Here is a 22,116-nt window from a genome sequence, read left to right as displayed (position 1 = left end):
TCAGCGGCTAAGACGTATCACCTGATTGGGGTTTGCGGTCTGCCAATCACTTGCCTTGCCGTCGGGCCAGATCACCCTGATCTGCAAGCTTTCTGTGTCGCCCAAGCCAAAATGGTGAAATCCAGCAATGCCACTGGCATGGCCGCCGCCAACTGTGACTTCCCGCGTCTGCACTCCGGCGTCCGTTTTGACCTCGATAAAGCTGCCAATAGCCAAGCGATTGGGGTGCGCATGACTCAGATCTACCATCAACCTGTTGCCGTCCTGTGGCGTGTTCTGAAAAACTTCCAGCGGAGAGCTGCGATTGACCACCACCATGTCCAGCCAGCCATCCCCGTTCAGATCGGCCAAGGCTCCGCCACGGGATTTTTGCATAGAAGCGACGCCTGCGTCTGAAGCTGTTTCGACAAACTGACCATTGTCGTTTTGCATCAGCAGGTTGTTTGGATCAGTTTGCGCAGCGTCGGGCATCTGCTCGACGTTACCTTTGGTGACAAAAATATCGTCCAGCCCGTCATTATTCACATCACCAAACTGCGCGTGCCAACCGGTTGAAGGGCGACCATCTCCACCTGTATGCGGCCTGTGTGCTGTTGTTCCCCGATCATAGGTCGCATCCCGCCATGTCGGCCCTGCAGTCGACGGATCGAAGGTTTGGAATTTCTGATCGCCCATCGAGGTCAGGTAGACGTCTGGAAACCCGTCGCCAGTCAAATCGCGCGAGGCGATGCCCATGCCCCAGATCGAATAGGGCAGCCATCCGTCTGACTGCCCATAAAGACGCGGGGTGTCTTCCATCGCCCACAATTGTTCTTGCCCGTCGCGGACGTAGTAGTGTCGGTCGTTACTGACACGAAGGTCCGCGCGGCCCGACCGCGCCCAGTCGGAAAAAAGAATGGATAGGGAACAATGCCCGGGTTCCAGATGGACGGGTGCGCCATAGGCTTCGCCGTCCGGCCGGTACAACACGGTTGGTCCACAAGTCTCAAACGGTCCGTCCGGATCGCTGCGGTCAACATAAGTACCAAACGCCAGCGTAGGAAGCGCTTGCCCGCTTTCCCAAGTGGCTGAGAAACCGGTGGTCCAATGATCTTCCGAATTGAAGTTCAGCGTCGTGAAAGGCGCGAATGTGCAATCCGGCCCGCCGCGCAGCAACAGATCGGGACCGACGCGCAGAATTGCGAGATCAAGCTGCCCGTCGCCATCTACATCCAGAGGGTACGCGCCGGTCACTCCCGTCAGGGATAGTGCGCTGGGCGTGTCAGCTTGAAACCGAATATCTTCCTTGGACAGGTTAACAAATAGCTGCGCGGGATTAGAGCCTCCGGCGGCGTAAAGCTCGGGGCGGTCGTCGCCATTGCAGTCGAAGACGGCGACCCCGCCGCCGACGAAATGTTCCCAGCCCCCGTCATACACGTGGGGCGGAACGTCAACACCTAGAAACTGCGGGGAAGGTACATCCGCAGAAACGGTTGTTGCTGAGATCAGCAGGGAAGCCAGACTAGTTCGCATGTGCTGCCAATTCCCTGACTTTCAGGATCGAGACCTGTTCGATTCCATAAGCAGCCGCTCCCTTTGCCCACATTGAATCCCCCCAATGGTTCACTTTGATTTCGGGTAAGGGCGCGTCAACGCTGACGACACCGCTTTTGACGCGCGCCATGACCTCCTCTGAATGCAGGTACTCAAAACTTCCGCGTGTTCCGGACAGAATAATACACTCGGGGTCGAACAGGTTGATCAGGTTCGAAAGACCCATTCCAAACATCTGCCCGGCACGTGCTAAAACCGAGATCGACCTTGCATCCCCGGCTTTTGCGGCTTCGAGAATATCGGCAAGTGTTCGCGGGTCCGTGGCTTGGCTTGCGATCGTGGCTTCACGGATCAGGGCGTATTCTCCGACATAAGCCTCAAGGCAGCCGCGTTGTCCACATTGGCACAGCGCGCCGTCCAGTTGAACTTTCAAATGCCCGAACTCCGCCCCGCAACCGCGTTCGCCGCGATAAAGCTTGCCATCAAACACAATGCCCAGACCTATCCCATGTTCAATGGTAACGACCAGAAAGGTCTTTAGTCCTTTGCCCAACCCAAAAAGCTGCTCGGCTTTGGCCACCAGATTGGCATCGTTTTCGATAAAGGCGGGGCAGGGCAGGGCCTTGGACAAGAGCGGGCTCAGGTCCACATTTCGCTCGGTTAAAGACGATGACCAATGAACAAAGTTCTTTTCAGCGTCGATCAGCCCTGCGATGCCGATGCACACTCCGGACAGATCCGTCAGCGAACGATGCGCCGCGTCGCAGGCATGGGACAGGGCCGTGTAGATCATCTGTGTGAAGCCCTCGGGTGCCATGCGTGCCTCATCCAACGGATGGATATAGGACGCGATTTCCGTACCCTCGAAATCCACCAAAATGACCGAGATCTGATGCCGGGCGACTTTCACGCCAGCGATCACGTGGCATCCACCTTGCAGCTTGAGAAGCACACGCGGTCTACCGCGACGCGTGGATTTTGACGACGACTCCCCTTCAATTTCCTGGATAAGACCGGCGGACAGCAGGTCTGCCGTGGCCGAGGTGACCGTAGCGGGGCTGGTCTCAAGCGCGGTGGCAATGTCGATTCGCGAGATGGCTTCCGTTGCGCGAATCTGTTCCAGCACCCGCAACCGGGTGATGTTTCTTTGGTCTGTGGCGTTTGAAGAAGCTTTGCTTTTCAGCATCTTGCCCTCGCGTATCTAATCCCTGTTTCAACCTAGGTGGTTTTTTCTGTTACCGATAGCATAAATATTTTACCGACTGAAATAAATATGCTACTCAGAATTATCGGGGCCACGAATCATGAAGCGATGGCTCAATGAAACCGGGAGGAAATCATGAAAAGAATTCTCAGCGCTTCCGCTTTGGCGGTGTTGATGGGTACGGCCGCTTTTGCCGAACCTGTTGTGGGCGTCAGCTGGTCGAATTTCCAGGAAGAGCGTTGGAAGACCGACGAAGCCGCGATCAAAGCCGCGCTTGAGGCGGGCGGTGCCGAATACATTTCGTCGGATGCGCAATCATCCTCGGCCAAGCAGTTGTCGGATATCGAGAGCCTGATTGCCCAGGGCGTTGATGCGCTGATCATTCTGGCGCAAGACTCTCAGGCCATTGGTCCGGCGGTTCAGGCCGCTGCTGACGAAGGCATTCCAGTCATTGCCTATGACCGCCTGATCGAAGATGACCGTGCGTTTTATCTTACCTTCGACAACGTCGAAGTTGGTCGGATGCAAGCGCGCGCGGTATTCGACGCGATGCCCAAGGGTAATTACGTGATGATCAAGGGTTCGCCCACCGACCCCAACGCGGATTTCCTGCGTGGTGGTCAGCAAGAGATCATTCAGGGCGCCGTTGACAGTGGTGACATCGTGATTGTGGGTGAGGCTTATACTGACGGCTGGCTGCCTGCGAACGCGCAGCGCAACATGGAGCAGATCCTGACTGCCAACGAAAACAACGTTGATGCCGTGGTCGCCTCGAATGACGGTACTGCCGGTGGCGTTGTTGCTGCACTGACCGCACAAGGTATGGACGGTATTCCGGTCTCGGGCCAGGATGGTGACCACGCGGCGCTGAACCGTGTTGCCAAGGGCACGCAGACCGTCTCGGTCTGGAAAGACGCACGTGAGCTGGGCAAAGCTGCCGGTGAAATCGCGGTTGCGTTGAGCAGCGGAACAAGCCCTGCAGATGTCGAAGGCGCGATCAGCTGGACCTCGCCCGGCGGCACCGAGATGAACTCGGTCTTCCTGGCGCCTGTGCCGATCACCAAGGACAACCTGACAGTTGTGGTCGACGCGGGTTGGATCCCGCTGGAAGACCTGTGCCAGGGCGTCGAAAACGGCCCTGCGCCCTGTAACTAAACCAAGTTCCAAATCACAACGTCTCTGGCCCGCAAGGGTGGGCCAGAGATCATAGCTGAACATGAAAGATCGGATATGACCGAAACTTCGTCTCAGCCGGTACCCCAAAAAGCAAAGGCCAACCTGTTCCAGCAGCTGGAACTGGATATGCGGCTATTGGGCATGATCGGCGCCTTCATCATCCTGTGCATCGGCTTCAACATCGTTACGGACGGCCGTTTTCTGACACCCAGAAACTTGTTCAACCTGTCGATCCAGACCGTTTCGGTCGCGATCATGGCCTGTGGCATGGTGTTTATCATCGTCATGCGCCACATTGACCTGTCGGTCGGCGCACTTTTGGCGACCACATCTGCTGTCATGGCGATGACCCAGACCGAGCTGTTGCCCAACGTATTGGGAATGGGTTTGAACCACCCGGCGACCTGGGCGATCACGTTGGTTGTGGGCCTTGTAGTGGGCACATTAATCGGCGCGTTCCACGGTTGGATGGTGGGCTACCTGACCATTCCAGCCTTTATTGTGACGCTTGGCGGTTTTCTGGTCTGGCGCAACGTGGCCTGGTACATGACCGATGGCCAGACAATCGGCCCGCTGGACAGCACTTTCCTGATGTTCGGGGGGACAAACGGCACGTTGGGAACAACCGTCAGCCTTCTGTTCGGCCTTGCCGCCACTGCTATTGCGATCTGGGCGTTGTGGAGCGGCCGCCGGTCCAAAGCCGCCCATGGGTTTCCTGTGAAACCTGTTTGGGCTGAAACGACGCTGGCTGGGATCATTGGCATCGCCATCATGGGCTATGTCCTGATCGTCAACAGCTATGCGATCCCGACCCGCCGTCTGGAACGGATGTTCGAAGCGCGGGGTGAGACCATGCCCGAGGGGCTGATTGTTGGCTACGGCATTCCGATCTCGGTCCTGATCCTGATCCTGGTGGCCGTGACATTGACGGTTGTAGCCCGCAAAACCCGCTTTGGCCGCTATATCTTTGCCACTGGCGGCAACCCGGACGCGGCAGAGTTGTCGGGTATCAACACCCGGATGATGACCGTCAAAATCTTTGCTCTGATGGGGTTCTTGTGTGCGTTGTCAGCGGTTGTGGCCTCGGCCCGTCTGGCCAACCACTCGAACGATATTGGCACGCTGGATGAACTGCGCGTGATTGCTGCGGCAGTGATCGGTGGAACCGCTCTGTCGGGTGGTATCGGCACGATCTATGGCGCAATCCTTGGCGCGCTGATCATGCAGGCGCTGCAATCTGGTATGGCCATGGTCGGCGTTGATGCGCCGTTTCAGAACATCGTCGTCGGCTCTGTTCTTGTCTTGGCCGTCTATATCGACATCGTCTATCGCAAACGTCTGGGGGCGAAATGATGCAAGCTCAAGAAACACAGAACCAAGCATCGGGCCGTGGCTCCGGCCAGCCTCCGCTTGTGGAAATGCGCGATATCTCGATTTCTTTCGGGGGCATCAAGGCGGTGGACCACGTCTCGGTCGATCTGTACCCGGGCGAAGTTGTGGGCCTCTTGGGCCACAACGGGGCTGGTAAATCCACTCTGATCAAGGTGCTTTCCGGCGCCTATCAGATGGACCATGGTGAAATCCTGATTGATGGCAAGAAGGTTGAGATCAACAACCCCCGTGACGCGCGGGCCAACAATATCGAGACGATCTATCAGACGCTGGCGCTGGCGGACAATCTGGATGCAAGCTCGAACCTTTTCTTGGGTCGGGAAATGGTCACGCCCTTTGGTCTGGTCAATGATGCTGCGATGGAGGCTGAGTGCCGCAAGATCATGGCGCAGCTGAACCCGAACTTTCAGAAGTTCAACGACCCGGTTTCGGCCCTGTCGGGTGGTCAGCGGCAATCGGTGGCCATTGCGCGCGCGGTGTATTTCAACGCACGCATCCTGATTATGGACGAGCCAACGGCCGCGTTGGGTCCTCATGAAACGCAAATGGTGGCGGACCTGATCCAACAGCTAAAGGCGCAAGGCATCGGGATTTTCCTGATCGACCACGATGTGCACGCGGTGATGGAACTGTGCGACCGGGCCTCGGTCATGAAGAACGGGCAACTGGTTGGTACCGTGGACATCCCTGATGTCACCGATGACGACCTGTTGTCGATGATCATTCTGGGCAAGAAGCCCGGCGAAAAGACGGAATGAGGTGAACGAGATGACGAGCGGTTTCTTTCAAGGGATCGAGCAGGTCCAATTCGAGGGCGAGGGCAGTAAGAACCCGCTCGCATTCCGTCACTACAACCCGGACGAGATCGTCATGGGCAAACGCATGGAGGATCACCTGCGTTTTGCCGTGGCTTGGTGGCATTCGTTCGCGTGGGAGGGCGGGGATCCGTTTGGAGGCCCCACCTTCGAGCGCCCCTGGCACCCGCAAGACGATATGGGGCGGGCCAAGATGAAGGCCGATGTGGCCTTTGAGATGTTTCAGATTCTGGGGCAGCCTTACTTCTGCTGGCATGACGCTGACATTCGCCCAGAGCAGGGGAATTTTGCGGACAATCTGCGGACACTGAACGAGATCACCGACTATATCGGTGAAAAGATGCAGCTGTCGGGCACCAAGCTGCTGTGGGGCACGGCTAATATGTTCAGCCATCGCCGCTGGATGGGCGGCGCCAGCACAAACCCTGACCCGGATGTCTATGCTTTTGCTGCGGCCACGGTGAAATCCTGTCTGGACGCCACCCACAAGCTGGACGGCGAGAACTATGTTCTTTGGGGCGGACGCGAAGGGTATGAGACGCTGCTCAACACTGACTTGAAGACCGAGCTGGATCATATGGGCCGGTTCCTGAACATGGTGGTCGAGTACAAGCACAAGATCGGGTTCAAAGGCGCGATCCTTGTTGAGCCCAAGCCGCAGGAACCGTCAAAGCACCAGTATGATTTTGACGCGGCCACCTGCATCGGTTTCTTGCGTAAGTATGGGCTTGAGGATGAGGTCAAACTGAACCTTGAACAGGGGCACGCGATCCTTGCGGGGCATAGTTTTGAGCACGAAATCGCCGTGGCCGCAGCTGAAGGTATGCTGGGGTCCATCGATATGAACCGGAACGATTATCAATCGGGTTGGGACACGGATCAGTTCCCTAACAACACGCCCGAAGTCGCGCTGGCCTATTACCACATTCTGAAAGCGGGAGGGTTCACCACAGGCGGCACCAATTTCGACGCCAAACTGCGCAGACAATCCATCGACGCCGAAGATCTGATTGCCGCGCATGTGGGCGCGATGGATATCTGTGCCCGAGGACTGAAAGCAGCGGCTGCAATGCTTGAAGATGGCGGTTTGGAGCAGGCGCTGGCGGACCGCTATGCAGGCTGGACGTCGCCCGAAGCCCAGGCGATGCTGGCTTCGGGCCTGGACGAGATTTCCGCGCGGGTTCTGGCCGAGGAGATCAATCCGCAACCACGATCGGGTCGTCAAGAAATACTGGAAAACTACGTCAACAGATTTGTCTGAGGAACGGAAGCCGGGGAGAGGGCGGTTGGTTCCGCCCTTTACGGTTCAGTCGTCCTGAACAACCTGCTGGTGGACTTCGATCACGTTGCCTTCGGGGTCGTGAAAAAAAACCTGATGCCACTCTTTCGCAAATGTGGTGCCATAGTCGGAATAGGGAATGCCGCGTTCGTCCAGCAGCTTCAGGAAGGCGGGCAGATCATCTGTGCGAAAGGCGATGTGGCCACGCTCGACAGGGTTGATCACCCGCCCGTTCTTGAAGGCCACGTCAAAGGCGCGCTGGGCCAAGTGCATCTGCATGTTGCCCTCGGTCGCAAAGCGGATTTTGCCGTCATAGCCGCTGTCTTTGTCAGCTTCGGTGCGCGGGAAATTGTCTTGCGGGATATCATCCAAACCCAGCACGTTAGTGTAAAAATCATGCATACGATCAACATCATCAGCCACGAAGTTGATGTGGTGGAATTCCAGTTTCATGCTCTGCCTCGCCTCGGACAATAGGTGCTTGGGCAGTTCTAACACGTCCTCATGGGGCTGTGGATGGCAAAACGGGATGGCGGGTTTCGTCGGGAGTTCGTCCGCGACCACAAAGATCGGAACGAAACCGTTGACGCGTGGCGGTGATCTGTGATGCTGGCGAGATAACACACCGACCACCACAGGTTACAATGTCCAACCAATCTCAAACCGAAGCCGTATTCCTGAGCGGCAGTCTGATGCGGCACGTCACCCGCATGTCCTTGACGACAAGCATCGGGCTGATGGCTATTTTTGCCGTCGACTTTGTGGACATGGTCTTCATTTCGATGCTGGGCAACGACGCGCTTGCAGCGGCGGTGGGTTACGCTGGAACGCTGTTGTTTTTTACCAATGCGATCAATATCGGCCTTTCGATTTCTGCCGGGGCGCTGGTTGCGCGGGAACTGGGTGCGGGGCGGGCCGAACAGGCAAGGCATTATGCGTCCAGTGTAGCGGTGCTGGGTTTGATCGTCGGGTTGGTCGTACCCGTTCTAGTTTTGTTGAACCTTAGTCACCTGCTGTCATTGCTTGGCGCAGAAGGTGAGGTTCTGAGGCTGGCCACACGCTATGTCTCGATCATCCTGCCAACAATGTGCGTCATGTCGATTGCTATGGCGGCCATGGCTGTGCTGCGTGCCCATGGCGATGCGCGGCGGTCAATGATGGCCACGATCTATGGCGGCGTGGTGAACGCGGTTCTGGATCCGATCCTGATCTTTGCCGTGGGGCTGGGGCTGGATGGGGCCGCGATTGCCTCGGTTCTGGCGCGGCTGTGCATGTTGGGGGCAGCGCTATGGCCTGCGTTGAAGGTTCATAAGGGGTTTGCGCGCCCGTCTTTGAAACAGGTGGCTCAGGACTTGCGTCCGGTTCGCGCCATCGCAATTCCTGCCGTTCTGACAAACGTTGCCACGCCCATCGGGAATGCAATCGTAGTGCGGGAAATTGCGCAATACGGGACAGATGCGGTGGCGGGTATGGCCGTCATAGGGCGGCTGCTGCCAGTGGCCTTTTCGGTCATTTTTGCCCTGTCGGGCGCAATAGGGCCAATCATCGGACAAAATTTCGGGGCCGAGAAGATTGACCGGGTACGCGCCGCTTTTCTGGCCGGGATCAAATTCACCGCACTTTATGTTCTTGGCATGGCTGCGATTTTGTTTCTTCTTCGCGCACCTATTGCAGACTTGTTTGCAGCCCAAGGGGAAACACGAGTTCTGATTTATCTGTTCTGCGGGCCTTTGGCGCTGGCCTCGTTTTTCAACGGCGTGATTTTCGTGTCGAATGCCAGTTTCAACAACCTTGGGCACCCGGTTTATTCCACATGGATCAATTGGGGACGACACACGATTGGAACCTGGGTTTTCGCAACCATCGGTTCCAACCTTGCTGGGGCATCGGGTGTTTTGCTGGGCCAGGCGTTTGGCGGCGTTATTTTTGCCATAATCAGCTGGGTCATGGTCGAGCGCGTGGTGGCGCGGTTGGGGCGGTCACATGCGCCCGATCCTTTTGTGGATCAGGGTCGTATTCATTCCCTGTTCGGGCGTCGCGGTTGGTGACGCAGTGGCATCAGTTGCCCTGATTGCGCGCCTGAAGACGTTCCAGATTGACCACCGTCGACAGCATCAGGCGATCATGACTCCAGTCCTGAGTTTGCTGGATCGAAGCCGCACCCAGCGCCAAAAGGATGGCGAAGGTCAGTGACATACCAAGAAACAGCGCCGGTAGGGGGGCTTCTGCGGGCCGTGCGTCCGTCAATGCTATGACACGTTGACGAAGCACGCGTTTGGCTTTTCCACCGGTCACAAAGGCAACGTTTAAGACGCGCGGATTTCTTGTCGAAAGAGTGCGCGCGCAATAGTCCAGCAGACACGTGGTGTATTCACGCGCATCAATCCTTTTGCGTGCAACGACAGATTGGTCGCATGCCAGTTCACGCAAGCGACCGAACTGGTACTTGAGCATCAGATATGCGGGGTTCCAGAACAACAAAGGACGCAGAAGCTCAAAACCAAGTTCCCATTCCACATCGCCCGCACGAATGTGCTGAAACTCATGGGCCAGCGCAAAGCGCAGTTCGCGCGGTGTATCCAGAAGATGGCTGGGCAGAACGACATGACGGCGGCGCAGGCCGCGCACCGCGAACGGCACGGTGATGCGATCCGACAGGCGGATATCCACCTTTGCCGATTTCCGCCAAAGGAAGCTGGACCTGACCGTTTGCCGGATCATTACAGCGTCCCGAAAAGCTCGAACGGCATATACAACTGCGACGACAGCGAACAGGGCGGCGAGTGAGATGAAAACGGGCTGCTGCCCTGACAAAGCAAGATCAACCCATCTTTCGCGTGTATTCAGCAGGGCCTCGAATTGCACGGCAGGCATGGCGATATCACCACGCAGATAAGCAGCAACCGCTATGTCACCAAGGGCGACGGCGCCCCCCGGCCATGCGTGAGCGGCCAAAGACGATACGCCCAATGCAAGAAAGGGGCTGATCAGAATACAAACGCACAGAACCTTGAGTGCGCGTAGCTGTGCGACATAGCCATGGCGCAGGGTCGTGCGGGTCAGGGCGACGCGTGCCATCAACCAGATGGCCGCCGACAATGCCAGCACAATGTTGAGTTCGATATATGCGTCGAGAACCGGTCTAACCGCTGTCATTTTGCAGTCTCCTCTCTACCAGCGCTCGAATATCCTCCAGGTCGGCTTCGCTCAGCCCCGCATCATCGACGAGCCGGGCCACCAGCGTGGCAGGCGTGTCATCGAACAAGGTGCGGGACAGGTTTTGCAGCGAACGGGCCTGATATCTGTCCTTTTCCAAAAGCGGCGTATAGATCAGGGTTTTTCCTGCCTTACGGCTTTCCACAAAACCCTTTTCATCCAGAATACGCAAAATCGTGGCACCGGACGTGTAGGCCAGATTGCGGTCTGAGGGCAGGCGGTCCAGGACATCGCGCACCGAGCCTTCCCCGAGGGCCCAGAGTTCGTTCATGAACTCCAGTTCGACCTCGGTCATCAGATTTGTCGTCTTTTTCTTTCGCATCGATCTCGGTGCCGTCATGTTTAGTATGCCTGACAGACAAGCATCCTTTCGCTGTTTCGCAAAGCTTAAACTTTCCAGAAGACGAAGATACCCCAGCCGATGGACAGGAAAAGTGGCGTCCAGACCGGTTGCCCGACAAATCCCAGCCAAGCGAGGAAGATATAGGCCGAGCCAAGCAGTGTGATGAACAGCCGGTCGCCCAACGTGGTCGTCAGCCCCAGCACACCACGGCGTTCGATTCCGTCGCGGTACTTGAACCCTTCGAGCAGGCCGATCAGGGCGATTGCCGAAAAGATACCGACGAACAGGGCCAGAGTTGCTGGCGTCCATGCCATCCAGAAATCGGGCCAAAGGGGATCGGTCCAGGAAAAGCCCTTTTCTTCCCGCTGGCCGACATTGCCCCAACCCGCTTGCTGGGCGACAGCCATGGTGGGCAGGAAGGGGAGGGTGAATAGTAATTTACGCATATCGAACCTCACACTCGGCCCATCGCGAAACCGCGCGCGATGTAGTTGCGGACAAACCAGATGACGATGGCACCGGGGATGATGGTCAGCGTCCCGGCGGCGGCCAGCAGGCCCAGCTCATACCCCGCGCTTGAGGCGGTGCGGGTCATTACGGCTGCGATGGGTTTGGCTTCGACGGCTGTCAGGGTTTTGGCCAGCAGCATTTCCACCCATGAAAACATGAAGCAGAAGAAGGCTGCGACGCCGACGCCCGCTTTGATGTTGGGCAGGAAGATCGTCACGAAAAAGCGCGGGAAGGAATAGCCGTCGACATAGGCTGTTTCATCCAGTTCTTTCGGGATGCCGCGCATGAAGCCTTCCAGAATCCACACCGCCAATGGCACGTTGAACAATGTGTGTGCCAGCGCCACTGCCAGATGCGTGTCGAACAACCCGATGGAGGAATAAAGTTGGAAGAACGGCAACGCGAACACCGCCGCCGGTGCCATCCTGTTTGTCAGCAGCCAGAAGAACAATTGCTTGTCCCCCAAGAACCGATAGCGCGAGAAAGCATAGGCCGCAGGTAGTGCCACACAGACCGACAGCACCGTGTTGATCGTCACATAGATGATCGAGTTGATATAGCCCCAATACCACGTCGGATCGGTGAAGATGGTGATGTAGTTCTCCAGCGTAAAGGTCTGGGGAAACAGGGAAAAGCCCGACAGGATCTCGTTCGTTGTCTTAAAGGACATCGCCACCAGCCAATAGATCGGCAGCATCAGGAACGCGATATAGAGGATCGGGATAAGGGACCGCTTTTTCATTCCGCGTCATCCTTTGTCATCAGTGTATAGAAGACCCAAGAGACCAGCAGCGTGATGGCGAAATAGATCAGGCTCATCGCAGCCGCCGGGCCAAGGTCGAACTGTCCCAGCGCGATCTTAACTAGGTCGATCGACAGCAAGGTGGTTGAGTTGCCGGGGCCGCCGCCTGTTAGAACGAAGGGCTCGGTGTAGATGTTGAAACTGTCCATAAAGCGCAGCAGAACGGCGATGGTCAGGACGGTCTTCATCTTGGGCAATTGAATATAGCGGAACACGGACCATGGGCTTGCGCCGTCGATCTTGGCTGCCTGATAATAAGCATCCGGGATCGACACGAGGCCCGCGTAGCACAGCAGCACAACCAGTGATGTCCAGTGCCAGACATCCATGACAATCACAGTGATCCAGGCCGAGATCGGCTGTTGCGTCATGTCATAGTTGATGCCCAAAACATCATTCAAGAAGTATCCCAGCAGGCCGATCTTGGGCAGGGTAAAGATATTCCACATCGAGCCGACCACGTTCCATGGGATCAACATGGGCAGCGCCATCAGGACCAGACAGACCGGCACCCAGAAGCCTTTGCGTGGCATTGACAGGGCCACGATGATGCCCAGAGGGACCTCAATGATCAGGATCAGGAAGGTGAACAGGAATTGCCTACCCAAGGCGGCCTGAAACCGGTCGGAGCGCAGGATTTGTTCAAACCAGCCAAGCCCTTCCCAGAAGAACTGGTTGTTGCCGAAGGTTTCCTGCACCGAGTAGTTGACCACTGTCATCATCGGCACCAGCGCGTTGAACGCGACCAGCGCCAGCACCGGCAGGACAAAGAACCAGGCCTTTTGGTTTTCCGTTCTCATTGCGCCCGCTCCTGAGTTGCGATCCAGCCGTCACGGTAGACGCGGGATTGCTCTGGTTTGAATTGCAAGAAGACATGCGAGCCTGGGTTGGGCGCGTTGTGTTCCGCCACCGCCTTTACCGGCGTGTCTCCGACCATGGCGCTGACCACATAGTGACGACCGATATCCGCAACTTTGGTTACATGCGCGGGGACGCCTGTTTCGCCAAAGCTTATGTATTCCGGGCGAATACCCAGATCGGTGCGGCCACCTTCGCCTAGGGTGGGGCCTTCCAGCATGACCTCGTGTCCTTCGAAGACCGCGCGGTCACCTTTGGCTTCGCAGGGCAGAACATTCATGCCCGGTGAGCCGATGAAATGGCCGACGAATGTGTGTTGGGGCCGCTCGAACAGCTCGACCGGGGTGCCAATCTGCACGACCTCGCCCTCTTGCATGACGACCACTTCGTCGGCGAAGGTCAACGCTTCGGTCTGGTCGTGGGTCACGTAAATCATGGTGGCTTTGACGCGCTGGTGCAGTTCTTTCAGCTTGGACCGCAGTTTCCATTTCAGATGCGGGTCGATCACTGTCAGAGGTTCGTCGAACATGACCGCGTTCACGTCGTCACGGACCAATCCGCGCCCCATCGAGATCTTCTGCTTGTTGTCCGGGCTGAGGCCGCTGGCGCGGGTATTCAGCATGTCCGTGACATCCAGCATCTCGGCAATCTCATCGACGCGACGCTTGATCGTTGCGGCATCGACGCCCCGGTTTTTGAGCGGGAACGCCAGGTTTTCGCCCACGGTCATTGTGTCGTAGATCACCGGGAACTGGAACACCTGTGCGATGTTGCGCTGATCGGGGGGCAGCGCCGTCACGTCCCGGTCATCAAATAGGATCCGACCTTCCGAGGGGGTAAGAAGGCCGGATATGATGTTCAGCAGCGTTGACTTGCCGCAGCCCGACGGCCCGAGCAGAGCGTATGCCCCACCATCGCGCCAGGTCACATCAATTTCTTTCAGCGCATAATCCTCGGGGCCTTTCGGCGCGGGCATGTAGCTGTGTCGTAGGTTTGAAAGCTTGATCTGTGCCATGTCAGGCCACCCTTTTGCCGTCTTGGCTGAAATACCGGCAATGGGCCGGGTTCATGTAGAAACTGTGATCCTCGCCGACCTGATACGGGTGCACGCCAGCAGCCAGCGAGACCCAATCATCCGATCCGTGCCGGAAATGCGCGCTGGAGTCAGAGCCGGACAGCTCTGTCACGATCACACGGCCTGTCAGTTCCACATCTGCTTCAGATGTCCGATATGGTGTCACCCTGTGCGGGCGCACGGCGACCATGTAATCACCATCAGCCATATCTGAGACGACCCATCCGCCGCCTCCGGCCAACTGCGCCTGAGCACCGGCTACGGTGATCCGTGCGACATTGATCGGCGGATCCGAGAAGACGCGCGCAGCGGCGATGTTTTCAGGGTTGCGGTAAATGTCTGCGGTTGGACCGAATTGAGTCACGCGGCCATCTTCCATCAAGGCAGTGTATCCGCCCAGCAAAAGGGCCTCTTCGGGTTCCGAGGTGGCGTAAACCACCACTGCGCCGCGTCCTGCGAACAGGTCGGGCAGTTGTTCGCGCAGTTCTTCGCGCAGCTTGTAGTCAAGGTTGGCCAGCGGCTCATCCAGGAACACGGCGCGGCTTTCTTTCGCGATGGCCCGAGCCAGCGCGGTGCGTTGTTGTTGCCCACCCGAAAGCTCATGCGGGCGGCGGTGTAGCATGGGGCGCAGTTGCAGCAGGTCAGCGGCCTCTTCCACGCGCCCTTCGATCTCGGATTTCGCCATGCCAGCCACGCGCAGGGGCGAGGCGATGTTGTCGAAAACAGTCATATGCGGGTAGTTCACGAAGAATTGGTGCACCAGGCTGATCTGCCGCTTTTGCGTGTTCAGCCGGGTCACGTCTTGCCTATCCATAAAGACCTTGCCCGAGGCGATCGGGTCCAGCCCGGCCATCATCTTGATCAGAGAGGTCTTGCCCGATCCCGTCGCACCGAGCAGCACGTTGAAATGGCCGGTCTGCAGCGTCAGGTTCGTAGGTTTGATATGGATGACATTGCCAACCCGTTTGGTGGCGTCTTGAAGTTCGATCATGTCCGTGAGTTCCGGTCCTTCAGTGCATTGCACTGGCATTGGGGTGGGGATGCCTGACGCGGCACCCCCGGTTGCTTTTGGCTTACTGAGACTGCCAGCGCTGAACCAGTTCGTCATAGTTGACGGTCTGGCCTTGCGGCTTTTCGTTCTCAAGCTTGGCCTTGGGTGAACCTGCTTTTTCCAACCAGAAGGACGGATCCTGCGGCTCGTTCAGGCGCGGACCACAGCCGCCATAGACACCGGCGCTTTCATCCGCGGCCTGCATACGGGCCATGGTGATGTCCATCTCTTCTGCCAGACGGTCCATCGCCTCTTGCGGGGTGAACGCACCCGAGTTCACGTCACCGATCTGCTGCCACCAGATCTGGGCCAGCTTCGGATAGTCCGGAACGTTGATGCCGGTCGGCGACCACGCCACGCGATCAGGCGAGCGGTAGAACTCGACCAGACCACCCAGCTTAGGTGCGCGTTCGGTGAACGACTCGTGATTGACTGAGCTGTCGCGGATGAAGGTCAGACCCACATGGGACTTCTTCACGTCAACAGTTTTGGACGTCACGAACTGAGCATAGAGCCACGCGGCCTGAGCACGATCCTCGGGGGTCGATTTCAGGAAAGTCCACGATCCCACGTCTTGGTATCCAACCTTCTGGCCTTCTTCCCAATAGGGGCCATGCGGGCTGGGTGCCATCCGCCACAGCGGTGTGCCTTCGTCATCCACGGTGTTGTTGCCTTCGGACTTCGGCTTCACCATGTCGGCAGTAAAGGCGGTGTACCAGAAGATCTGCTGGGCCACGTTGCCTTGGCTAAGCGCGGGCAGCGACTGGTAGAAGTCATAAGACGCCGCACCCGGAGGTGCATAGGCCCGCAGCCATTCATCCCATTTGCGGATCGCATAGACCGCAGCCGGACCGTTTGCTGCACCACCGCGCGAAACGGATGCGCCAACAGGGTTACAGGTGCCCGCTTCCATGCGGATGCCCCATTCATCGACCGGAACACCGTTCGGCTCGCCAACGTCACCGGCACCGGCCATCGACAGCCAGGCGTCGGTCATGCGCCAGCCAAGGTCAGGCGCACGTTTGCCGTAGTCCATGTGGCCATAGATCGTCACGCCGTCGACTTCTTTCACGTCATTGGTGAAGAATTCAGCAATGTCCTCATAGGCCGACCAGTTGACCGGAACACCCAGGTCATAGCCGTACTTCTCTTTAAACGCGGCCTTGTTGGCCTCATCATCGAACCAGTCCTTACGGAACCAGTACAGGTTCGCAAACTGCTGGTCGGGCAGCTGATACAGCTTGCCGTCCGGGCCGGTCGTGAACTGAATGCCCATGAAGTCATCCAGATCCAAAGTCGGCGATGTTGTCGCCGCCCAGTCACCACCCATCATGTCGGTCAGCGGATAGGCGAGTTGCAGGCGTGAGTGGGTACCGATCAGGTCACTGTCGTTGACATAGCCGTCATACAGGTTCCGGCCCGTTTGCATCTGGGTCTGAACAGCCTGAACCACTTCACCTTCACCGAGGATTTGGTGGTTTACCTTGATGCCGGTGATTTCCTCGAACGCCTTGGTCAGAACCTCGGACTCATAGGAATGGGTCGGGATGCCCTCGGACAGGACGTTGATTTCCATGCCAGCATAAGGTTGTGCAGCTTCGATGAACCACTGCATCTCGGCCATCTGTTCGTCTTTCGACAGGGTTGATGGCTGGAATTCGTCGTCGATCCAACGTTGTGCTGCGGCTTCGTCGGCCCAAGCAGAACCGTGCCCCGCAATGACGGCAGCCGCCGCCACTGCGGAAAGTAGATGTCTCCGCATCTGTCTCCTCCCAAAGATTATGGTTTCCGGCGGTAACCGGATGCCAGACAGCATCAGCGATTTGTCGCGCATGTGTCAAACTAAATTTTTAGTAATTGACGCTCGGGCATCCGAGGGCGGGTGAAATCGAACTCATTTGCCAAATTGTGAATTCGTTGTAAGCTGGGGTTGTTATTAAAAAAAAATGCCGGTGAACGACGCGGCGCGGTTTGCAAAAAACAACTTGAACCAGCGAGGATGTGTAATGTCCCGAAGCCTGTTGAAGTACACGCGAGTTCTGGAAATTGTGGGGGACACGATCAAGGTTCGGGTGCCGGTTGAGGGCGATGGAAACCCTGCGGTTCGGTTCAACGACCTTGCAGTGATCGAGACCGTAGACGGCCGAAAAACATTGGCACAGGCGATCTTCATCGACCGGGATGTTGTGACGCTTCAGGTGTTTTCCGGGACCAAAGGAATCTCGACCGAGGCGACGGCGACCTTTCTGGGCCATCCGATGCAAACGCCGTATTCGGCCAACATTCTGGGGCGGGTTTTTGATGGCGCAGGTGTGCCGATTGACGGTGGACCAGACTTGTCTTCTGAACCCCGAATCGACATTGGCGGACCTACCGTGAACCCGGCGGAACGGGCTGTGCCAAACAAGATGATCCGCACTGATGTACCGATGATCGATGTGTTCAACACGTTGGTCGAAAGCCAGAAAATCCCGATCTTTTCGGTCTCGGGCGAACCCTTCAACGCCTTCCTCAGCCGAATCGGTATCCAGGCGGATGCGGATATTGTCGTCTTCGGAGGTCTGGGTTTGATCTTTGATGATTACCACACCTTCCGCACGTCGTTCGAGGATGCGGGCGTGTTCTCGCGCACTGTGATGTTCGTCAATCAGGCGATGGATCCTCTGGTCGAGCGGTTGTTGGTCCCTGACATGGCCTTGGCGGTGGCCGAGAAATTCGCGGTAGAGGAGGGCAAGCGCGTGCTTGTTCTGCTGACCGACATGACAGCTTATGCCGATGCAATGAAAGAAGTGGGGATAAGTCAGGAACGCGTGCCCTCGCAGCGTGGTTATATGGGTGATCTCTATTCGCAGCTGGCACGCAGGTACGAGAAAGCCTGCGATTATGCCAAGGGTGGATCGGTCACGGTGCTAACCGTGACCACCATGCCCGGCAACGACGTGACCCATCCAGTGCCGGACAACACCGGCTACATTACCGAAGGCCAGTTCTATCTCCACTCTGGGGTGATTGATCCGTTCGGCAGCCTGTCGCGCCTAAAGCAGAATGTAATCGGCAAGACCACGCGCGAAGATCACGGGCAGATCATGAATACGATGATCCGATTCTATTCCGAAAGTCGCGATGCCGCGCAAAAACAGGCGATGGCGTTTGATTTGTCTGACTACGACCATCAGTTGCTGAAGTTTGGCGCCCTGTTCCGGTCGCGGTTCATGGACATTAACGTCTCGATCCCACTTGAAGACGCGTTGGATCTTGGCTGGAAAACGCTGGCCGAGTGCTTTGCGCCGGAACAGTTGCTGATGAAGCAGGCCTTGATCGACAAGTATTTCCCAAAGGATGCCAATGGCGCGGTTGCAGCTGAATAAATCGTCACTGGCGCGCCAGCAGACGCAGCTGAAAAGCTATGAGCGGTTCCTGCCGTCGCTGGACCTGAAGCGTCAGCAGTTGATGGCCGAACGGGTGAAGGCGCGCGAGGACGTCAAACGCCTTGAGCATGAGGTTAAGGCCCTAGCGCAGCAGGTGGGCGAAAAGCTTCCTATGTTGGCCCAGCAGGGTATCGATCTGGACGGGTTGGTTGAGCTTAAGGATTACAAGGTGAAAGAGGTCAACGTGGTTGGCGTCAAGATGCCTGACCTTGACCGGATCGAAGTTGTTGTGCGTCCTTATTCGGTACTGGCCAAACCTCATTGGGTTGATGCCGCCGCACAGTTGTTGCACGACATGATCGAAGCGCGCCTGCGGGTCAAAATCGCTGAGGAGCGCGTGCGTATTTTCGACAAGGCCGTGGCCACGATTACGCAGCGGGTCAACCTGTTCGAAAAGGTTCTGATCCCCCGCGCCAAGGCCAATATCAAGAAGATTCGCATCTATCTGAGTGACGAACAGATGCAGGCGGTCGTGCGGTCAAAAATCTCCAAACGCAAACACGCGCGAGTGGTTTTGACATGAGTGTCGCGCGATTGAAGAAGATGTCTCTGGTCGGGCCTGCAGCGCACAAGGCGGATGCGCTTGAGGCGCTGCAGGACCTTGGCTGTATGCATGTTCTGCCACTTGTTCCGCCACCAAATGAACCTGAAAAGATCAGCGAGCGTGGTGCAAGAGAAGCATATAAGGCGTTGCGTTTCCTCGCAGAAGTTCCCGAGCCACGGCGCCAGATTCAGCGAGACCCCGGTTTTGACATGGACTGCTTTGTGCATGAGGTGACTGACCTCATGCAGCGTACACGGGATACGATGGACCGGCGGGATTTTCTGGCGCATCGTATCGCTCAGGTGCGGCCCTGGGGTGATCTGGACTTCCCGCCAACGGATGTTTTGGCAGGCAATCGGCTGTGGTTCTATCAGTTGCCACTCAAACACCGTGAAGCTCTGTCAGAGGTCAAATTGCCCTGGGCGATTTTGGAAGAAGATCACCGGTTTCTTTACGCGGTTCTAATCTCACCCGACGAACCCGACGATGACATTCTTCCGATCCCGCGCACACATGTGGGCTCGTTGCCCATTCACGAGCTTGAGGCGCAACTGGAGGAAGCCGAAATCGCGCTTGAGGCGCTCGAGGCTGAGCGCGTGGCGCAAACCCGCTATCTGACCTTGATGCGCCAAAACCTGTCCGTAGCTGAAAGCGCCGCCGAACTGGCCCATGCTACGCAAAAGGTGCGCGACGATGAGGCGATGTTTGCTGTGCAGGGGTGGGTCCCCGAAGATCGGGTGGATGCTGTATTGGAATTGGCGAAAGCAAAAGATGCGGCAGTTCTGATCGAAGAACCGGGGCCGGAAGATAACCCGCCCACATTGTTGGAACAGCCTGAAAAACGTAGTTCTGCTGTGGACTTGGCGCTGTTTTATCAAGTGCCTGGCTATAAGGATTGGGACCCCAGCGTGATCGTCGCAGCCTCGTTCGCGTTCTTCTTCGCAATGATCGTGGCAGATGCGGGATACGGCGCCGTAATCCTGCTGGGCCTTTTGCTGTTCTGGAAGCGAATGGGCGGGACTGCGGGTCAACGGTCTTGGCGGCTTTACGGGCTGATCATTTCGGGGGCGACGATCCTGTATGGTATTTTGGTTGGCAGCTATTTTGGCGTGGCTCCGCCCGAGGGGTCGGTCATTGCCAAGCTCAAGGTACTGGATTTGAACAATTTCGGGGCCATGATGATGGTGTCGATTGTGGTTGGCGTCTTGCATCTGGTTCTTGCCAACGCACTTGCGGCCCGCGCGGCATGGGGGCAACGCAAGGCGATTGCCAATCTGGGTTGGATTGCTGCCTTGATCGGCGGGTTTGTATTGTGGCTCAGTTATATGAGCGGCAAATCACCTGTGCCGGGGTCGGCGATCCTGATCCTTGGCGTTGTGGCCATTGTCTTGTTTTCCAGCGAGCGGATCATCCAAAAGCCGACAGACTGGATCTGGCGTCTGATTGAGGGCGTGCAAAGCCTTGCCGGAGCAATGGGCGCTTTTGGCGACGTGCTCAGCTATATGCGCCTGTTCGCGCTGGGACTTGCTTCGGCATCGCTGGCCATCACGTTCAACGATCTGGCCGTTTCCGTCATGCAGGCGCTGAAGGGGCCGGGCATTCTGTTTGGGTTGCTGATCCTGATAATTGGTCACGTTTTGAATTTCGCCCTCGCTATGATGAGCGGCGTCGTCCACGGCTTGCGTCTCAATTACATCGAATTCTTTAAATGGGGTCTGCCGGATGAAGGCATCGTCTTTCGTCCGTTTGCCCGCAAGGAGGTTCAGGAATGAATGAGCTTGTTCTTACACTGGGTTGGCTGGGCATCTACGCGCCTATGGCGTTGGGGGCTGCGGCAAGCGCCATTGGCTGTTCGATTGCGGGGATGGCCAGTATCGGAGCCATGACAGAAACCGAAGGCGGCTATGGTCGTTTCGTCGGCGTTTCGGCCTTTCCGTCCACGATGGTGATCTATGGGATTGTCATCATGTTCACCCTGAACCGCGCTGTGACGCCGGAAAACGCAGGGGGGCTGTTCGGCATTGGCATCCTGTCCGGCATTGCACTGATGTATTGCGGTATCTGGCAAGGTCGGGCCTGTGCAGCGGCAATCAACGCCACCAAGGAAAAGCCCGAAATTTTTGGCCTCGCGCTCGCACCGGCTGCGATCATCGAAGGCTTTGGTGTTTTTGCCTTTGTATTCGCCTTGGTCATTAGCGCGGGGATCAGCTGATGGCACAGACCGGAGCAATTTCACATGGCGTTGATGCCCTGATCGACAAGCTGCGCAACGATGGGGTTGCCGCAGGTCAGGCCGAAGCCGAAAAGCTGCGCGAAGACGCCAAGGCCGAGGCCGCGCGCATTCTGTCAGATGCCAAACGCGAAGCCGATGAGTTCAAAAAGAAAGCCCGCACAGAATCCGACAATTACCGTGCAGCGGGTGAGGAGGCGTTGAACACCGCGATGCGGGATGCCGTGTTGACCATGAAGGCCGGTTTGACAGATCGCTTCAAAGAAGACGTTGAACGCCTTGTGACCAAAGAGATGTCCGATCCTGAGCTTCTTAGGCAAATGATCCTTGAGGTTGTGGGTCGGGCCAGTGAGGGGGTCAATCTTCACGGTAAGGTTCAGGTCATTTTGCCTGCCAAAGTCGCCACGCAGGAAGACATCAAGCAAAACGCGGATGACATTCAGTCTGGTAAGTTGACGAAGTATGTTCTTGGACTGACGGCGAAGATGCTGCGCGAGAATGTTGAACTACACACAACCGATGACAATCAGGAAGGTATCCGCGTGCGGGCGGAAGATCAGGGCGTGGTTCTGGACCTGACCGACAAGGCGGTGGCTTCGTTGTTGATGGAACATCTGCAACCCCGGTTTCGTGCCGTGTTGGAAGGGGTCATCCGCTGAG

21 protein-coding genes are annotated in these 22,116 nt (G+C 57.1%); 10 read left to right on the top strand and 11 right to left on the bottom strand.

The annotated features are described in order from the left end of the window. Positions 1-1,512 (bottom strand): CRTAC1 family protein, encoded by a 1,512-nt coding sequence (locus ACXADZ_RS11305; RefSeq protein WP_475196382.1) that lies wholly within the window; start codon positions 1,510-1,512, stop codon positions 1-3. Further along, positions 1,502-2,719 (bottom strand): ROK family transcriptional regulator, encoded by a 1,218-nt coding sequence (locus ACXADZ_RS11300; protein ID WP_475196380.1) that lies wholly within the window; start codon positions 2,717-2,719, stop codon positions 1,502-1,504. The genes ACXADZ_RS11305 and ACXADZ_RS11300 overlap by 11 nt, the downstream gene beginning before the upstream one ends. A gap of 192 nt (positions 2,720-2,911) precedes the next feature. Here ACXADZ_RS11300 and xylF point away from each other — a divergent pair, with 192 nt between their 5' ends. The 4 genes from xylF (at position 2,912) to xylA (ending at position 7,381) form a co-directional block, all read left to right on the top strand. After that, entirely contained in the window at positions 2,912-3,892 is a 981-nt protein-coding gene (xylF, locus tag ACXADZ_RS11295) for a D-xylose ABC transporter substrate-binding protein (RefSeq protein ID WP_371732105.1), read from the top strand. A 75-nt stretch (positions 3,893-3,967) separates the two neighbouring features. Continuing rightward, positions 3,968-5,266, top strand: coding sequence for a sugar ABC transporter permease (locus ACXADZ_RS11290; RefSeq protein ID WP_171182571.1), 1,299 nt, complete (start codon positions 3,968-3,970; stop codon positions 5,264-5,266). After that, complete coding sequence (locus tag ACXADZ_RS11285) at positions 5,266-6,063, top strand: ATP-binding cassette domain-containing protein (RefSeq protein ID WP_171174927.1); 798 nt, start codon at positions 5,266-5,268, stop codon at positions 6,061-6,063. Before ACXADZ_RS11290 ends, ACXADZ_RS11285 begins: the two co-directional genes overlap by 1 nt. A gap of 10 nt (positions 6,064-6,073) precedes the next feature. Beyond that, a complete protein-coding gene (gene xylA / locus ACXADZ_RS11280) occupies positions 6,074-7,381 on the top strand; it encodes a xylose isomerase (RefSeq protein ID WP_475196377.1) in 1,308 nt (435 codons plus the stop codon). Positions 7,382-7,426: 45 nt separating this feature from the next. On the opposite strand, the gene ACXADZ_RS11275 is transcribed toward xylA, so the two are convergent. After that, positions 7,427-7,852 (bottom strand): VOC family protein, encoded by a 426-nt coding sequence (locus tag ACXADZ_RS11275; protein WP_171174923.1) that lies wholly within the window; start codon positions 7,850-7,852, stop codon positions 7,427-7,429. Between the two features lie 191 nt (positions 7,853-8,043). Here ACXADZ_RS11275 and ACXADZ_RS11270 point away from each other — a divergent pair, with 191 nt between their 5' ends. Then, positions 8,044-9,447 carry an MATE family efflux transporter gene (locus ACXADZ_RS11270; RefSeq protein WP_475196376.1) on the top strand — a complete coding sequence of 468 codons (1,404 nt, stop codon included), beginning with the start codon at positions 8,044-8,046 and terminating at the stop codon, positions 9,445-9,447. Positions 9,448-9,457: 10 nt separating this feature from the next. Here ACXADZ_RS11270 and ACXADZ_RS11265 read toward each other — a convergent pair whose 3' ends face one another. From ACXADZ_RS11265 to ACXADZ_RS11230, 8 genes are all read right to left on the bottom strand, one after another. Beyond that, positions 9,458-10,555: a M56 family metallopeptidase gene (locus ACXADZ_RS11265; RefSeq protein WP_475196375.1), complete on the bottom strand. Its 1,098-nt coding sequence runs from the start codon at positions 10,553-10,555 to the stop codon at positions 9,458-9,460. Beyond that, the gene (locus ACXADZ_RS11260) at positions 10,542-10,937 is read right to left on the bottom strand and encodes a BlaI/MecI/CopY family transcriptional regulator (protein ID WP_475198563.1); all 396 of its coding nucleotides are present in this window, start codon (positions 10,935-10,937) and stop codon (positions 10,542-10,544) included. The genes ACXADZ_RS11265 and ACXADZ_RS11260 overlap by 14 nt, the downstream gene beginning before the upstream one ends. A 65-nt stretch (positions 10,938-11,002) precedes the next feature. Next, on the bottom strand, positions 11,003-11,404 hold the full coding sequence (locus ACXADZ_RS11255) for a DUF2160 domain-containing protein (RefSeq protein WP_475196372.1): 402 nt from the start codon (positions 11,402-11,404) through the stop codon (positions 11,003-11,005). A gap of 8 nt (positions 11,405-11,412) precedes the next feature. Next, on the bottom strand, positions 11,413-12,210 hold the full coding sequence (locus ACXADZ_RS11250; protein ID WP_008759087.1) for a carbohydrate ABC transporter permease: 798 nt from the start codon (positions 12,208-12,210) through the stop codon (positions 11,413-11,415). After that, complete coding sequence (locus ACXADZ_RS11245; RefSeq protein WP_171089183.1) at positions 12,207-13,070, bottom strand: carbohydrate ABC transporter permease; 864 nt, start codon at positions 13,068-13,070, stop codon at positions 12,207-12,209. The genes ACXADZ_RS11250 and ACXADZ_RS11245 overlap by 4 nt, the downstream gene beginning before the upstream one ends. Continuing rightward, the gene (locus tag ACXADZ_RS11240; protein ID WP_171089185.1) at positions 13,067-14,143 is read right to left on the bottom strand and encodes an ABC transporter ATP-binding protein; all 1,077 of its coding nucleotides are present in this window, start codon (positions 14,141-14,143) and stop codon (positions 13,067-13,069) included. Before ACXADZ_RS11240 ends, ACXADZ_RS11245 begins: the two co-directional genes overlap by 4 nt. 1 nt (position 14,144) lies before the next feature. After that, a complete protein-coding gene (locus tag ACXADZ_RS11235) occupies positions 14,145-15,194 on the bottom strand; it encodes an ABC transporter ATP-binding protein (RefSeq protein WP_475196365.1) in 1,050 nt (349 codons plus the stop codon). An 82-nt stretch (positions 15,195-15,276) separates the two neighbouring features. Continuing rightward, a complete protein-coding gene (locus ACXADZ_RS11230) occupies positions 15,277-17,016 on the bottom strand; it encodes an ABC transporter substrate-binding protein (RefSeq protein ID WP_171089189.1) in 1,740 nt (579 codons plus the stop codon). Between the two features lie 244 nt (positions 17,017-17,260). Between ACXADZ_RS11230 and ACXADZ_RS11225 the strand changes: the two genes are divergently transcribed. From ACXADZ_RS11225 to ACXADZ_RS11205, 5 genes are read left to right on the top strand one after another with little or no spacing between them, the layout of a single operon-like run. Then, complete coding sequence (locus ACXADZ_RS11225) at positions 17,261-18,622, top strand: V-type ATP synthase subunit B (protein ID WP_171089191.1); 1,362 nt, start codon at positions 17,261-17,263, stop codon at positions 18,620-18,622. After that, positions 18,600-19,205 (top strand): V-type ATP synthase subunit D, encoded by a 606-nt coding sequence (locus ACXADZ_RS11220; protein WP_475196359.1) that lies wholly within the window; start codon positions 18,600-18,602, stop codon positions 19,203-19,205. The genes ACXADZ_RS11225 and ACXADZ_RS11220 overlap by 23 nt, the downstream gene beginning before the upstream one ends. After that, positions 19,202-20,998, top strand: a complete 1,797-nt coding sequence (locus ACXADZ_RS11215; protein WP_475196355.1) for a V-type ATP synthase subunit I — start codon at positions 19,202-19,204, stop codon at positions 20,996-20,998. Before ACXADZ_RS11220 ends, ACXADZ_RS11215 begins: the two co-directional genes overlap by 4 nt. Continuing rightward, a complete protein-coding gene (locus ACXADZ_RS11210; RefSeq protein WP_171089197.1) occupies positions 20,995-21,438 on the top strand; it encodes an ATP synthase subunit C in 444 nt (147 codons plus the stop codon). The genes ACXADZ_RS11215 and ACXADZ_RS11210 overlap by 4 nt, the downstream gene beginning before the upstream one ends. Continuing rightward, positions 21,438-22,115: a hypothetical protein gene (locus tag ACXADZ_RS11205; protein ID WP_171675468.1), complete on the top strand. Its 678-nt coding sequence runs from the start codon at positions 21,438-21,440 to the stop codon at positions 22,113-22,115. Before ACXADZ_RS11210 ends, ACXADZ_RS11205 begins: the two co-directional genes overlap by 1 nt. Position 22,116 lies beyond the last annotated feature (1 nt).

The organism is Ruegeria sp. ABM4_193 (assembly GCF_056158705.1).
This window is presented reverse-complemented; position numbering and strand designations above follow the sequence as displayed.